This window comes from Bradyrhizobium betae (genome assembly GCF_004123905.1).
GTDB classification, from domain to species: Bacteria; Pseudomonadota; Alphaproteobacteria; order Rhizobiales; family Xanthobacteraceae; genus Bradyrhizobium; species Bradyrhizobium betae_A.
In genome coordinates this window covers 703,525-717,495 of sequence record NZ_MZXW01000016.1, presented here as the reverse complement: position 1 = coordinate 717,495, position 13,971 = coordinate 703,525, and the positions used below count along the sequence as shown (strand labels likewise).

The following is a 13,971-nucleotide window of genomic DNA, read 5'->3' as shown; positions in this document are numbered from 1 at the left end:
CGCTGCGCTCCATCCTGGCTACACGCTGAGTGTTTGGGCTTAAGCACTTCCCCAATTCGCCGCCCGCTTCTCGGCGAATGACGCCAGCCCTTCCGCCGCCTCAGCGCTCTGGCGCTTGAGCGAATGCAGCTGAACGAGCCGCGTGTAAGCCGCATCGTCCACCGCCATTCCGCCGAACGAGCTCTCCAGCGCCAGCCGCTTGGTCTCGGCCATCGCCTCCGGGCCGTTGGCCAGCAGCTGCTCGACGACCTTGGCGCCTGCGGCTTCGAGATCGGCGAGCGGCACCACGTCATGCACAAGGCCGATGCGCCGGGCGTCCTCGGCGCCAAACCGTTCGCCGGTCAACGCGTACCGGCGGACTTGCCGTACACCAATGGCATCGCAGAGCTGCGGGATGATGATGGCGGCCGTCAGGCCCCAGCGGACCTCCGTGATCGAGAACAGCGCGTTGTCCGCGGCGATCACGACATCGCAGGCCGCGATCACGCCGGTGCCGCCGCCAAAGCAGCCGCCCTGCACCAGCGCGACCGTTGGGATCGGGAGGGTGTTGAGCCGCTGCACGGCCTCGAATGTCGCCCGCGACGCCGCCTCATTGGCCTCGGGCGATTGCGGCCGCACGCCGTTGATCCATTTCAGGTCGGCACCGGCCTGGAAATGCTTGCCATTGCCCTTGAGCACGACGACGCGAAGGTTCGGCTTCTTAGCCAGCTCGTCCATCGCCGCGAGGACACCCGCGATCAGCGCACCGTCATAGGCGTTGTTGACCTCCGGCCGGTTCAACGTGACGGTCGCAACCCCACGCTCGTCTAAAGTCCACAGGACGGGGTTGGCAGTCATCGGCGATCCTCCGGTCGTTTGTTTGGCGCGCACTATGGCCGAGGCCACGCACCCCGATCCATATCTTTCCAGCGTGGGGCGGCCGCGTCCACCGCATGGCGGGTTGTGTCATGGTGACGTCAGGCGGCACCAAGGGATCAGGGACGGGATCAACATGCGCATCTGCATTTTCGGCGCGGGCGCCGTCGGCAGCCATATTGCGGTTCGGCTGGCGCGCGCCGGCCATGAGGTCAGTTGCGTGATGCGCGGCGCGCATCTGGAGGCCGTGCGCGCCAACGGCCTGAAGCTCCGCGTCGGCGATTCCGAGGTCACCGCCAAGGTGAACGCATCAGGCGATCCGGCCCAACTCGGCCCGCAGGACGTCGTGATCTCGACGCTGAAGGCCACCGCACTGACGGGGCTGGTCGCCAGCCTCAAACCGCTGCTCCAGGACGACACCGCCATCGTGTTCGCGCAGAACGGCATTCCCTGGTGGTACGGGATCGGCCTGCCGCCGCGGCACCCGACCCCGCCCGACATTTCGTTCCTCGATCCGGGCGGACGGCTGCGCGCCTGCATCCCGAAGGAGCGGATCATCGGCGGGGTCATCTTCTCCTCCAACGAGGTGACCGCGCCCGGCGTCGTGCAGAACCTGACGCCCGACCGCAACCGGCTCTTGATCGGCGAGTGCGACGACCGCAATTGCGAGCGCATCACGAAACTCCGGGGCGTCTTCAACGATTCGCGGCTGGAATCCCCGCCGGTGGCCGAAATCCGCGAGGCGATCTGGTCAAAGCTACTGACCAACATGTCGCTGTCGGTACTGTGCCTGCTCACCGGCCAGACCGCGCGCGGCGTCCGCGACGACCCCGCCTTCACCGAAGTGATTCCGCGGATGCTGAACGAGGCCAACGACATCGCCCAGCATTTCATCCCCGAGGTCAAGCGCGTGACCCGCAGCGGCCCCGCACCGAACCACAAGCCGTCGCTACTGCAGGATTACGAGCTCGGCCGCGCCATGGAGATCGACGTGCTGGTGAAGGCGCCCGCCGCCTTCGCGCGCGCCGCCGGCCTGTCGACGCCGACGCTCGATCTCATCGCCGCGCTCGCGATCCAGAAGGCGCGGGACAAGGGGCTGTATTCGGCCTGAGCCTCAGGCAAGCGCGTCGATCCAGGCCGCGAGCGTGTCGAGCACCTCTGTCAGCGCCTCGTCATTCGTGCGGCCGGACTTTTTCAGCACCGCGAAGGAATGATCGCCGCCTGCGATCTCGTGCAGCGTGGCCTTCGCGCCCAGCCCATCGACCACCGGCCGGAGGAGGCCGAGATCGGCAAGCCCGTCGCGCGTGCCTTGCAGGAACAGCATCGGGATAGTGACCTGCGCGAGATGCTCGGCGCGCTCGGTCGACGGCTTCTTGTCGGCATGCAGGGGAAAGCCGAGGAATGCGAGCCCCTTTACGTGAGGCAGCGGCGCCTTGGATTGCGCCTGCGATGTCATGCGGCCGCCAAACGACTTGCCACCCGCCACGAGCTTCAGCCCGGGGCACAGCCGCGCCGCCTCCTCGACCGCCGCGCGGATGGTGGCGTGCGCGACCACCGGTTGGTCGGGACGCCCCAGCTTCTTTTCCATGTAGGGGAAATTGAAGCGGAACGTCGCAATGCCGCGATCTGCGAGGCCCATCGCAATCTTGTCCATCGACGCATGCCGCATGTCGGTACCGGCGCCGTGCGCCAGCACGTAGCAGGCGCGCGCATTGGCCGGCTGCATCAGGATTGCCGAGATCGTGCCGATGCGCTCGATGTCGAGCTTGAGCTCTTTGATTTTGACAGCCACAATCAACCATCCCGACAGACGCTGCGACGGCCGCCTTGGTAGCGGCACTGGCGCAGCCTGAAAACACAATAATTACAGCAGTCGGCTGGCCTACCAAGCCGGCAAGCTGAATCAACCGAGGTGACCATGGCCTACCGCTCCTCCTGGATGACCGAAGAGCTCGATGTCTTCCGCGACCAGTTCCGGAAGTATCTTGCCAAGGACCTGGCGCCGCATGCCGAAAAATGGCGCGAGCAGAAGATGGTCGACCGCTTCGCCTGGCGCGGGCTCGGCGAAATGGGCGCGCTGCTGGCGAGCGTGCCGGAGGAATATGGCGGGCTGGGCGCGACCTTTGCCTATGACGCTGCCGTACTGGACGACCTCGAAAGCACGGTGCCGGAGCTGACGACCGGCATCTCCGTGCACAGCGCCATCGTCGCGCACTACATCCTCAATTACGGCTCGGAGGAGCAGAAGAAGCGCTGGCTACCGAAGATGGCGTCAGGCGAAATGGTCGGCGCCATCGCCATGACCGAGCCAGGCACCGGCTCGGACTTGCAAGCCGTCAAGACCACGGCGAAGAAGCAGGGCAATTCATACGTCATCAACGGCCAGAAGACTTTTATCACCAATGGGCAGGCCGCTGACCTCGTCGTTGTCGTCGCGCGCACCGGTGAAGCCGGCGCAAAAGGCATCTCGCTGATCGTGGTCGAGACTGCGGGCGCGGACGGTTACAAGCGCGGGCGCAACCTCGACAAGATCGGCCTGCACGCCTCCGACACGTCAGAACTGTTCTTCGACAATGTGACGGTGCCGCCGGAAAACCTGCTCGGCAAGGAAGAGGGCCAGGGCTTTGTCCAGCTGATGCAGCAGCTGCCGCAGGAGCGCCTCGCGCTCGCGGTCGGCGCCGTCGCCGCGATGGAGCGCGCCGTCAAACTCACCGTCGACTACACCAAGGAGCGGAAGGCGTTCGGCAAGCCGCTGATGGATTTCCAGAACACCGCCTTCACGCTCGCCGAGCGCAAGACCGAAGCGATGATCGCCCGCGTTTTCGTCGACTGGTGCATCGAACGCCTCGTCGCCGGGGATCTCGACACCGTCACTGCGTCGATGGCGAAATACTGGTGCTCGGACAAGCAGGTCCAGACCGCCGACGAATGCCTCCAGCTGTTCGGCGGCTACGGCTACATGCAGGAATACCCGATCTCACGCATCTTCATCGATTCCCGCATCCAGAAGATCTATGGCGGCACCAACGAGATCATGAAGCTGCTGATCGCCAGGTCGCTGTAAGCAGATCGCTGTAAGCAGGTCGCTGTAGCCCGGCTACTTCATCCGCTTGTCAGCGGCGACGAAGTCGATGAAGGTCCGCACCTTCGCGGAGAGATATTTGCGGCTCGGATAGGCCGCGAACAGTTTTCCGACGAAGATGATGTGCTCCGGCATGACGTGCTCGAGACGTCCGCTCGCGATGTCGTCGGCGACCAGCCATTTCGGCAGGAAGGCGAGGCCCATGCCTTCGAGCGCGGCCATGTGCAGCAGCGTTTCGTTGCCGCTGCGCAGCACCGGATTGAGCTTGATGGTCTCGGTTCCGTGCTCGCCCGCGAAGGAGAAGCTCTCGCCGGGATAAAGCGCATAATGCAACAGCGCCTGGCCGGCGATATCGGCCAGTCTGGTCGGGCGCCCGGCGCGTTTGAGATAGGCGGGTGCTGCGACCAGGTAAAACGGCACGTTGGTGATGGGACGCGCGATCAGCCCCTCGTCGGGAGCCTTCGTCGCGCGCAAAGCGAGATCGAATCCCTCCTCGACGAGATTGACCAGCCGGCCGCTGAGATCGATGTCGAGGCGTACCTCCGGATAGCGCGCCTGGTAGTCGGCCAGCACACCCGCAAAGATCGTGTTCGCCATCCACACCGGCGCGGTCAACCGCAGCGTGCCGCGCGGAACGACCGTCGCATGGCTGACGGCGGCCTCGACCTCGTCGAGCGAATCCAGCATCTGCCGCGCCTGCTCGAAATAGAGCGCACCGCTCTCGCTCAGGCTGACGCGCCGGCTGGTCCGGTTGAGCAGCCGGGTGCCCAGCCGCTTCTCGAGCTGCATCACGTGCTTGCTCGCCATGGCCGGCGAAATGCGCAGGCGCTGCGCCGCGGTCGCAAAGCTCTTCAGCTCGGCGACCAGGCAAAACACCCTCATACTGACCAGAGAATCCATGAAATCATCAACAATCAGGAAATGAACCCATCCTGAATCATATAATGATCAAATAAGGAGAAACTATCAAATGGTGGCAACCCTCACATTTTGGAGAAAGCCACCATGTCCACCACCACCTTCGAGACCGCCACCCCCGGCCGCGCCCTTCGCATCGGCCTCTGGGCCGCGCAGGCCCTGATCGCCTTCGTCTTCGTCTCGGCGGGCTTCGTCAAGCTGACCGCGCCGATCCCCCAACTGGCCGCGATGATGCCCTGGGCCGGGCAGTATTCCGAAACCTTCGTTCGCGCCATCGCGCTGGTCGATCTCGCCGGCGGGATCGGCATCCTGCTGCCGGCGCTGACGCGAATCCTGCCGCGGCTGACCGTGCTGGCCGCGCTGGGCTGCGCGGTGCTGCAGGTGTTTGCACTCGTCTTCCACCTCTCGCGCGGCGAGGCGCCGGTCACGCCGCTCAACGTCGTGCTGCTCGCGCTCAGCCTGTTCGTGCTGTGGGGACGCGGCCGCAAGGCGCCGATCGCGCCGCGCCAGTTCTGATCGGCCGGTCCGCCATGATCCCGGTCAAGTTTCCAGACAAGGGATGGTCCCGCAGGGGCCTGCTCGCGGGCACCGCGATCCTCACGGCCGGCGGCCCCGCCGCCGCCAAGGAGGATCGTCTCGCAGACGGCGTCGTCATCCTGATCGACAGCAACGAGCCTTATGTCATGGGGCACGCGATCAGCTATTCGGCCAATCTCGCAAGGCATTTTGCCGACAAGGGCGCGCGATTGCTGATCGAGGTCGTCGCCAACGGCAAGGGCATCGACGTCTTCCGTGCCGACAAGACTCCGCTGGTGGAGCCGCTGGCGACGCTGCGGCAGTCGCTGCCGAACCTCACCTACAGCATGTGCGCTTCGTCCAAGGCGATTGCCGAGACCAAGGAGCAGGTTTCGATCCCGCTGATCGCAGGTGCGAGCCTCGTGCCGTTCGGTATCGGACGCGTCGTCGATCTGCAACTCAAGGGTTTTGCCTATATCCATGCGTGAGGCACCTCGCGAGGTCGGCGCAGCACTGACCCGGCGATCGCTCCTGATGGCCGCGCCGGCGATCCTTGTTTCTCCGCGTGCGAGCCGCGCGCAGGGCGGCAATCCCGCCTGGCCACCGGTGTTCGAGACCGGCCGCAGCCAGTTCACGCTGGTGCGGCCCCGCGCCGCGATGCCGCCGCTGCGGCTTCAGGACCTGCATGGAAAGGACGCCCTGGTGACGGCGAAGCCGGGACGCATCACGCTCATCAATTTCTGGGCGACGTGGTGCGCGGCCTGCCGGCTCGATCTGCCCGTGCTCGCAAGCCTCGCGGCATCGCAGCGCGACCAGTTGGAAGTCGTGGCGATCTGCACCGACACCAGGGACCTGCGAAAAATCCGCGCGTTCCTCGGCGGCCTCGCCGTGCAGAACCTCGCCTGCTATGTCGACGCGTATGGCGCAGCAGCCGAAGCATCCAGCTCGGTCTTCACGCTCATTGGCATGCCCATCACCTATCTGGTCGGAACAAGCAACCGCGTCGAGGGCTACATCGCAGGCGCCCCCGACTGGCTCTCACCCGAGGGCGCGCGGCTGCTGAAATTCTATCGCGAACAAGGCTAGAACGAGACAGCCGGCCGCCGCGCCGCCGATTCCGACGGCCCTTGCTCAACCGCAAACCAAGTCAGATTTGCGAGACAACCGTCATTGCAAGGTGCGGCGGCAAACCATACGCTGCCCACCATCGGCAGCCGCCGTCTGGTCTCGCTTGCATCGGGAGAATTGCGAATGGTTCACGTCTCGCGACGGAAATTGCTTCAGCTTGCGGCTGTTGCGCCATCGGCACTTCCCATGGCCTGGACGTCGGTTGCATCCGCGGCAAGCGGAAAGAAGATCCTGACTGCGGTGATGCAATCGGACCTTCGCGTCACCGACCCTGGCTTCACGACGGCCATCATCACCCGCGACCATGGCTACATGGTCTATGACACACTGCTCGGCATCGATTCCAGCTTCAAGGTGCGGCCGCAGATGGCCGACTGGACGGAGTCTGCGGACAAGCTGACCTACACCTTCACCTTGCGCGACGGCCTGAAATGGCATGACGGAGCGCCGGTGACGGCGGAGGACTGCGTCGCCTCGCTGAAGCGCTGGGGATCGAGCGTCGACGGCATGGCGCGCAAGCTGATGGACTTCACTTCGGGCATCGAAGCCGCGGACGCCAAAACCATCGTCTTCAAGCTGAAGGAGCCCTATGGCCTGGTGCTGGAGACGATCGCCAAGCCGTCGGCTGTTGTCGCCTTCATGATGCCGAAGCGGTTGGCCGAGACCCCGATCACCAAGCAGATTCCGGAGCAGATCGGCTCCGGCCCGTTCAAATTCGTGGCGGGCGAATTCCAGCCCGGCGTGAAGGCCATCTACGAAAAGAACACCGACTATGTGCCGCGCAAGGAGCCGGCCGAATGGACATCGGGCGGCAAGGTGGTCAAGGTGGACCGCGTCGAGTGGATCACGATGCCGGACGCGCAGACCGCGCTCAACGCGCTGCAATCCGGTGATGTCGATTTCGTTGAAACGCCGCCGTTCGACATGCTGCCCGCGCTCGAATCCAATCCGGACATCACTGTTTCCATCCTGAACAAGTTCGGCTTCCAGTCGTTCGGCCGGATGAACTTCCTGCATCCGCCGTTCGACAATGTGAAGATCCGCCGCGCCGCGCTGCTCGCGATCAACCAGAAGGACGTGCTCGACGCACAGATCGGCAATCCCAAATACTACAAGTTCTGCGGTGCATTCTTCATCTGCGATACGCCGCTGGCCAGCGACGTCGGCGGCGAGACCCTGATCAAGGGCAACGGCATGGCGGACGCGAAGAAGGCGTTGGCCGAGTCCGGCTATGACGGCACACCCGTGGTGATCCTGGCGCCAGGCGACCAGATCCTGCTGAAAGCGCAGCCGATCGTGGTCGCACAGCTGCTGCGCGAGGCCGGATTCAAGGTCGACCTTCAGGCGATGGACTGGCAGACCGTGGTCACCCGCCGCGCCAATCAGAAGTCGCCGAAGGAAGGCGGCTGGAACATGTTCTTCACCTACCAGGGCGCCGCCGACTCCTTGAACCCGCTGGTCAACGTCCCGATGGGCGGCAAGGGCACGAATGGCGGCTGGTACGGCTGGTCCGAGGACCCCAAGATCGAGGAGCTGCGCGACGCCTTTGCCCGCGCCACCTCACCGGAAGAGCAAAAGAAGATCGCCTTCGACGTGCAGAAGGAGGCCTACGATCAAGTGATCTACGTCCCGCTCGGTCAGTTCCAGGCGCCGAGCGCCTGGCGCAAATCACTGACCGGCGTAATCGATGGCCCGGCGACCCCGATGTTCTGGAATGTGGACAAGAACGACTGAACCGCTCTCCCTCTCCCCGTTCTTGCGGGGAGAGGCGAAGCCCTAATTCGGATGCCACCAGCGTCCGCCGATCACGACACCTTCGGAGACGATCTTGCGGTCGCCGATGAGGTGCTCGCCGACCACGTCCTCATAGTCGAACTGGCCTTCTTTGACCGAGATCAGCGTGGCATCGCCGGCGCTGCCGGGCTTGAGGCTGCCGAGCTCGGGACGCCGCAGCGCCATCGCGGCATTCACCGTGGAGGCCGCGACCACATCGGACAGCTCCATGCCCATGCACAGGAACTTCGACATGGTCGTGACCTGGTCGAAGGCCGGGCCGTCGATGCAGAGCTGATGGATGTCGGAAGAGATCGTATCAGGATAGAAGCCGTTGGCGAGCATCGCGCGCGCGGTCTTGAAGGCGAACGAGCCCTTGCCGTGGCCGATATCGAACAGCACCCCGCGCTCGCGCGCGTCCAGCACCGCCTTCTTCACCGTGCCCTGCGCGGTCGCCGGCGTGTTGGGGAAGGGACGGAACGCATGGGTGAGAATATCGCCGGGACGCAGGCGGGCCAGCACTTCCTCGTAGCTCGGCGGCGGATGGTCGATATGCGCCATCAAGGGCATGCCGACCTCGTTGGCGACCTCGAGCGCGATATCGAGCGGCACCACCCCTGACGTGCCCGAGGAGTGCAGGCCGACACGCACCTTGATGCCGACGATGAGATCGCGGTTTTCATCGGCCACCTTGGCCGCCTCGATCGGATTCATCAGCCGCAGCTCCTCGCTCTCGCCGACCATGATCCGGTGCGAGAAGCCGAAGATGCCGGCATGGGAGACGTGGAGGTAAGCGAGGATGCGGACCTGGCTTGGCTCGATCACATGCTTGCGGAAGCCGGCGAAATTGCCGGGCCCTGCGCTGCCGGTGTCGACCGAGGTGGTGACACCAGAGGCGCGGCAGAATTCCTCGGCATCGATGCCGAGCGAGGTGCCGCCCCAATAGACATGGGTGTGGAGATCGATCAGCCCTGGGGTGACAATGTACCTGGAAACGTCGCGCACATCGGTGCCCGGATCCGCCTTGAGCCCGCTGCCAACAGCAGCAACCTTGCCGCCCGCAAAGGCAACATCGGTCACGGCGTCGAGCTTCTGGGACGGGTCGACCACACGGCCGCCGCGCAGGATCAAGTCGAAAGGCATTGTCGTCTCCGGATATTGCAGTGGGGCGGCTGGCCTTCAGCCAGCCGAAAGGAAGGATTCCCCCACTTCTAGCAATTTTTGCGCCGGAGTCCTTGGCAAACAGGGATGATGACCCATGACAAAATGACGATCCCGGGAAGCGTTTCGCGTCCGACTTGCCACGTCGGACGCCGTCTCTTCCCGGGATCGTTGCGACGCCACCTATGCGGGGCGAACCGTGGCGAGGCGTTCCAGCGCTTTGCGGACGCCGGCGCCATAGGCCGGATCGGCTTTCATGCAGTTCGCGATGTGCCGCTCCTGGATATGGACCGCCGCACCGCCGACGGCGCGTGCCGTGTTCTCGAACAGTATCTGCCGCTGCGCCGCGTTCATATTGCGGAACAGATCACCGGGCTGCTGATAATGATCGTCGTCGACACGGTGATCCCAATGTGCGGCCGCGCCGTCGATCTCCAACGGCGGCTCGTTGAGATCGGGCTGGTCGGTCCACTCGCCGTGGCTGTTCGGGAAATAGGTCGGCGTCCGCCCCAAATTGCCGTCCGTCCGCATCGCGCCATCGCGATGATAGCTGTGATACGGACATTTCGGCGCGTTGACCGGAATCAAATGATGGTTGACGCCAAGGCGATAGCGCGCCGCGTCGCCGTAGGAGAACAGGCGCGCCTGCAGCATCTTGTCGGGCGAAAAGCTGATGCCGGGCACGATATGAGCCGGCGAGAAGGACGCCTGCTCGACCTCGGCGAAGACGTTCTCCGGATTACGGTTCAGCTCGAAATAGCCGACCTCGATCAGCGGAAAGTTCGCCTTGGGCCAGACCTTGGTCAGATCGAACGGGTTGAACGGAAACGCCTTGGCCTCGTCATCGGTCATGACCTGCACGAACAGGGTCCAGCGCGGGAATTCGCCGCGCTCGATGCTGCCGAACAGATCGCGTTGATGAGTCTCGCGATCCTTGCCCACCAGCGTCTCGGCGTCGGCGTCCGTCAGGTTTTCTATACCCTGCTTGGTGCGGAAGTGAAGCTTCACCCAGGTCCGTTCGTTGGCGGCATTGATGAAGCTGTAGGTGTGGCTGCTGAAGCCGTGCATGTGGCGATAGCTTCTGGGAATACCGCGCTCACTCATGACGATGGTGACCTGATGCAGCGCCTCCGGCAGCAGCGTCCAGAAATCCCAATTGTTGTCGGCGCTGCGCATGCCGGTGCGCGGGTCGCGCTTGATCGCATGATTGAGATCGGGGAAACGCAGGGGATCGCGGAAGAAAAACACGGGGGTGTTGTTGCCCACCATGTCCCAGTTGCCCTCCTCGGTGTAGAATTTCAGCGCAAAGCCGCGGATGTCGCGCTCGGCATCGGCCGCGCCACGCTCGCCGGCGACCGTCGAGAACCGCGCGAACATCGGTGTCTGCTTGCCGACGTCCGAGAAGATTTTCGCCTTGGTGTAGCGCGTGATGTCATGGGTCACGGTGAAGGTGCCGAAGGCGCCGGAGCCCTTGGCGTGCATCCGCCGCTCAGGGATCACCTCGCGATCGAAATGCGCCAGCTTCTCGATCAGCCAGACATCTTGCAGCAGCACGGGGCCGCGCCGGCCCGCGGTCATGATGTTGAGATTGTCGCTGACGGGCGCGCCCGTCGCATGGGTCAGACGTTTCGGTTCATCGGTCATGGGATGGTCCTGGATATGGGGCTATTTGCTGTTGCTGCCCGCGCACGAAATCTCAGGCTCGCACGTGTCCGCAGCAGTCGATTTCGAGATTGCACTGTCCTTGCGCAAACGCCGGTCAGCCGTGCCAATGCGAGCCGCGGATGACGCTACAAAAATTGCCGCGATGGAAATGTGGCTCCTTGTCGGCGATGACGTCGGCCTTGACGTTGCCGAAGGTCGTATCCGGCCGGTGCTTGATGCCGTCGTAGAACGCCTGGATGATGTCTTCCTTGAACTGCGGCGTGCGTGGAAACGCCTTCACGACGGCCTCGCGCTCCGCGTCGGAATAATCCTTGTAGGTGAGCCCGAGGACGTCCATCTCGACGCCGGCGGTTACCAGGGCGACGACGGGATGCATGTGCTGCGGCACGCCGGGCGTGGTGTGCAGCGCGATCGCGGTCCAGACGGTATAGGCATCAGCTTCGGAGATGCCGTGGCTGCGCAGGAAATCGCGCGCGGCGTGCGCGCCGTCAACTTCGAACCGCTCGTGCGTGCTGCCATGACCGGGCATCAGGCCGATGTCGTGAAACATCGCGCCGGCATAGAGCAACTCGCGGTCGAACGTCAGCCCGCGCTGGACGCCGGCCAGCGCCCCAAAATGATAGACGCGGCTGGAATGGTTGAAGAGCAGGTCGGTTTCGGTATCGCGGATGTAGTCGGTGATGGCGCGCGCCAGCTTGCTGTCGGGAATGGCGGCGGCTTCGGTGATCTTTTGCATGATGGTCTCCTGAAATTCTTGGTGACCAACAAGATAGATCCGAGATATCTTGTCCTCAATTGACGCAATACGTCTAAAACGGACAAATGCCGACCGAGGCGGACATGGGCGCCAAGCCGAAACCCAAGCCGAAACCAAGGACTGTTGTGATCGTTGCGCTCCCCGGCGTGCAGCTTCTCGACGTCGCCGGACCTCTCGACGTTTTCGCCGAGGCCAATGTGCAGGCCGGCCATCAGGCCTATACGCTGCTCGTTGCGGGAGCGGAGCCGGGCTCGATCCGCAGTTCCTCAGGCGTGCGGCTGATGCCCGACCGCATCATCGATCGCGGCTTCCAGGAGAATATCGACACCCTGTTGATCGCGGGATGCCCGAACGCTGCCGATGTGCCAGCCGACGGCATGGTGATCGACTGGCTTCGCCGCCGGGCCTCCAGGACCCGGCGTTTCGGGTCGGTGTGCTCAGGCGCCTTCTTTCTTGCGGCGGCAGGTCTGCTCGACGGCAGACGGGTCACGACGCATTGGGCGGTCGCCGACCGGCTTGCCGAAAAATTCCCGTCGGTCAGCGTGGACAAGGACGCGATCTACGTCACCGACGGCAAGCTCCGCACCGCTGCCGGCGTGACCGCAGGCTTAGATCTCGCGCTGGCTCTCGTGGAGGAAGATCTCGGACGCGAGACGGCGATGAAGGTTGCGAGCCAGCTCGTGATGTTTTTCAAGCGGCCGGGCGGGCAGATGCAGTTCACCCGCAAGGGCGAGGCCGTCCCCGCCGGCCGCGCCGCGCTGCAGGAGCTCCAGCGCTGGGTCGCCGCCAATCCCGGACTGGATCACAGCATCGCAGGCCTCGCGGCGCGCATGGACATCAGCCCGCGCCACTTTGCACGGCTGTTCCGTGCCGAAGTGGGAATCACCCCCGCCACCTGGGTCGAGGAAGCCCGCGTCAACGCTGCGAGGCGCCTGCTGGAGCTCGGAAACGAAGCCCCCAAGCAAGTGGCGACGCATTGTGGCTTTGCCGACGCAGACACCTTGCGCCGCGCCTTCGCGCGCCATGTTGGCGTGACACCCGCCGAATATCGCAAGCGCTTTGCGCGGATTGTGGCTTAGACGATCACAGGGGAAGATGAGAATGGCGATCCCGGGAAGACTCGAACTTCCGACCTACGGTTTAGGAAACCGTCGCTCTATCCGGCTGAGCTACGGGACCGCGGAACCCGCCGATGGCGGGCTCGGCCCCTCATAGCAGAGCAAGATAGGGTTCGCCAGCCGCAAGGCGGGCCGGATCATCGTCAACCTGAACAAGGCGGCTATACAATCGCGTCCAGGTCCCTCTTGGCGGAGCAGCTCACATGATCGAAAGCATCAGCGCCATCACGCTCGGCACGCATGACATGGGGCGCTCCGTGCACTTCTACCGTTCGCTGGGGTTCGAGCTCCTGTATGGCGGCGAAGCCGCTGCATTCACCAGCTTTCGTGCCGGCACTGGCTATCTCAACCTGACGGCGCAGCCGGACGACAAGCGCTGGTCCTGGTGGGGCCGCATCATCTTCTACGTCGCCGATGTCGACGGGACCTACGAGCGCGCACGCGCCGCCGGATGGCAGCCGTCGACCGCGCCGCGCGATGCAGAATGGGGTGAGCGCTACTTCCATCTCAACGACCCCGACGGCCATGAGCTCAGTTTCGCGCGGCCGCTGCCCTGACCGAATAAGACACACCCGCTGACGTTCCCAACGCGCAAGTAGCGCGGTCTCAGCCGCCGTGGCAAGCTCGGCGCGGTTGCCTCAAGCGAGACTTGTATCTGGGTTCTAACCAGGGAGGACGACCATGGTAACCTATGTCGTGCTGGGAAACTTCACTGATCAGGGAGTCCGCAACGTCAAGGACTCGCCGAAGCGGGCCGATGCCTTCAAGGAGATGGCCAAAACGTTCGGCGTGACCGTGAAAGAAATCGTCTGGACGCAGGGACGATATGACGTTGTAACCGTTCTCGAGGCTCCGGATGAGGCTGCCGCGATGTCGCTCAGCCTTAGTCTCAGCGCACTCGGCAATGTCCGCACCGAAACGCTGCGCGCGTTTTCGGCGGCAGACATGACAAAGATCGTCGGCAAGATGCTCTGACGCTCAAGCCCGCGCGAACGCAC

Annotated in this window: 15 protein-coding genes and 1 tRNA gene; 9 read left to right on the top strand and 7 right to left on the bottom strand. The window is 64.1% G+C overall.

Annotation, left to right across the window (positions count from 1 at the left end):
* Positions 1-39: 39 nt before the first annotated feature.
* Positions 40-837 (bottom strand): enoyl-CoA hydratase-related protein, encoded by a 798-nt coding sequence (locus B5V03_RS13625; protein ID WP_164987981.1) that lies wholly within the window; start codon positions 835-837, stop codon positions 40-42.
* A gap of 154 nt (positions 838-991) precedes the next feature.
* Between B5V03_RS13625 and B5V03_RS13620 the strand changes: the two genes are divergently transcribed.
* A complete protein-coding gene (locus tag B5V03_RS13620; RefSeq protein WP_129270802.1) occupies positions 992-1,966 on the top strand; it encodes a ketopantoate reductase family protein in 975 nt (324 codons plus the stop codon).
* 3 nt (positions 1,967-1,969) lie between these two features.
* Here B5V03_RS13620 and B5V03_RS13615 read toward each other — a convergent pair whose 3' ends face one another.
* Positions 1,970-2,647: an alpha/beta hydrolase family protein gene (locus tag B5V03_RS13615; RefSeq protein WP_164987980.1), complete on the bottom strand. Its 678-nt coding sequence runs from the start codon at positions 2,645-2,647 to the stop codon at positions 1,970-1,972.
* Positions 2,648-2,773: 126 nt separating this feature from the next.
* On the opposite strand from B5V03_RS13615, the gene B5V03_RS13610 reads away from it, so the two are divergent.
* A complete protein-coding gene (locus tag B5V03_RS13610; RefSeq protein WP_129270800.1) occupies positions 2,774-3,919 on the top strand; it encodes an acyl-CoA dehydrogenase family protein in 1,146 nt (381 codons plus the stop codon).
* A 33-nt stretch (positions 3,920-3,952) separates the two neighbouring features.
* On the opposite strand, the gene B5V03_RS13605 is transcribed toward B5V03_RS13610, so the two are convergent.
* On the bottom strand, positions 3,953-4,837 hold the full coding sequence (locus tag B5V03_RS13605) for a LysR family transcriptional regulator (protein WP_129270799.1): 885 nt from the start codon (positions 4,835-4,837) through the stop codon (positions 3,953-3,955).
* A 105-nt stretch (positions 4,838-4,942) separates the two neighbouring features.
* Between B5V03_RS13605 and B5V03_RS13600 the strand changes: the two genes are divergently transcribed.
* The 4 genes from B5V03_RS13600 (at position 4,943) to B5V03_RS13585 (ending at position 8,233) form a co-directional block, all read left to right on the top strand.
* The gene (locus B5V03_RS13600) at positions 4,943-5,371 is read left to right on the top strand and encodes a DoxX family protein (protein ID WP_129270798.1); all 429 of its coding nucleotides are present in this window, start codon (positions 4,943-4,945) and stop codon (positions 5,369-5,371) included.
* Between the two features lie 14 nt (positions 5,372-5,385).
* The gene (locus B5V03_RS13595; protein WP_164987979.1) at positions 5,386-5,859 is read left to right on the top strand and encodes a DsrE family protein; all 474 of its coding nucleotides are present in this window, start codon (positions 5,386-5,388) and stop codon (positions 5,857-5,859) included.
* Positions 5,852-6,457 carry a TlpA family protein disulfide reductase gene (locus B5V03_RS13590; protein ID WP_129270796.1) on the top strand — a complete coding sequence of 202 codons (606 nt, stop codon included), beginning with the start codon at positions 5,852-5,854 and terminating at the stop codon, positions 6,455-6,457. Before B5V03_RS13595 ends, B5V03_RS13590 begins: the two co-directional genes overlap by 8 nt.
* A 165-nt stretch (positions 6,458-6,622) precedes the next feature.
* Positions 6,623-8,233 carry an ABC transporter substrate-binding protein gene (locus B5V03_RS13585; RefSeq protein WP_129270795.1) on the top strand — a complete coding sequence of 537 codons (1,611 nt, stop codon included), beginning with the start codon at positions 6,623-6,625 and terminating at the stop codon, positions 8,231-8,233.
* Between the two features lie 42 nt (positions 8,234-8,275).
* Here the strand turns inward: B5V03_RS13585 and B5V03_RS13580 are convergent, their stop codons facing one another.
* The 3 genes from B5V03_RS13580 to B5V03_RS13570 all read right to left on the bottom strand — a co-directional run bounded on the left by B5V03_RS13580 (position 8,276) and on the right by B5V03_RS13570 (position 11,834).
* Entirely contained in the window at positions 8,276-9,415 is a 1,140-nt protein-coding gene (locus B5V03_RS13580; RefSeq protein WP_129270794.1) for an amidohydrolase/deacetylase family metallohydrolase, read from the bottom strand.
* 201 nt (positions 9,416-9,616) lie between these two features.
* Positions 9,617-11,077, bottom strand: a complete 1,461-nt coding sequence (locus B5V03_RS13575; protein ID WP_129270793.1) for a catalase — start codon at positions 11,075-11,077, stop codon at positions 9,617-9,619.
* A 115-nt stretch (positions 11,078-11,192) separates the two neighbouring features.
* Positions 11,193-11,834, bottom strand: a complete 642-nt coding sequence (locus tag B5V03_RS13570; protein WP_129270792.1) for an HD domain-containing protein — start codon at positions 11,832-11,834, stop codon at positions 11,193-11,195.
* Between the two features lie 86 nt (positions 11,835-11,920).
* Here B5V03_RS13570 and B5V03_RS13565 point away from each other — a divergent pair, with 86 nt between their 5' ends.
* Positions 11,921-12,934 (top strand): GlxA family transcriptional regulator, encoded by a 1,014-nt coding sequence (locus tag B5V03_RS13565; RefSeq protein ID WP_245502213.1) that lies wholly within the window; start codon positions 11,921-11,923, stop codon positions 12,932-12,934.
* A gap of 23 nt (positions 12,935-12,957) precedes the next feature.
* Here B5V03_RS13565 and B5V03_RS13560 read toward each other — a convergent pair.
* Positions 12,958-13,034 (bottom strand) — tRNA-Arg (locus B5V03_RS13560).
* 142 nt (positions 13,035-13,176) lie between these two features.
* Here B5V03_RS13560 and B5V03_RS13555 point away from each other — a divergent pair.
* Positions 13,177-13,530, top strand: a complete 354-nt coding sequence (locus tag B5V03_RS13555; RefSeq protein WP_129270791.1) for a VOC family protein — start codon at positions 13,177-13,179, stop codon at positions 13,528-13,530.
* A gap of 124 nt (positions 13,531-13,654) precedes the next feature.
* Positions 13,655-13,948 (top strand): GYD domain-containing protein, encoded by a 294-nt coding sequence (locus B5V03_RS13550; RefSeq protein ID WP_011082959.1) that lies wholly within the window; start codon positions 13,655-13,657, stop codon positions 13,946-13,948.
* The last annotated feature ends 23 nt before the right edge of the window (positions 13,949-13,971 follow it).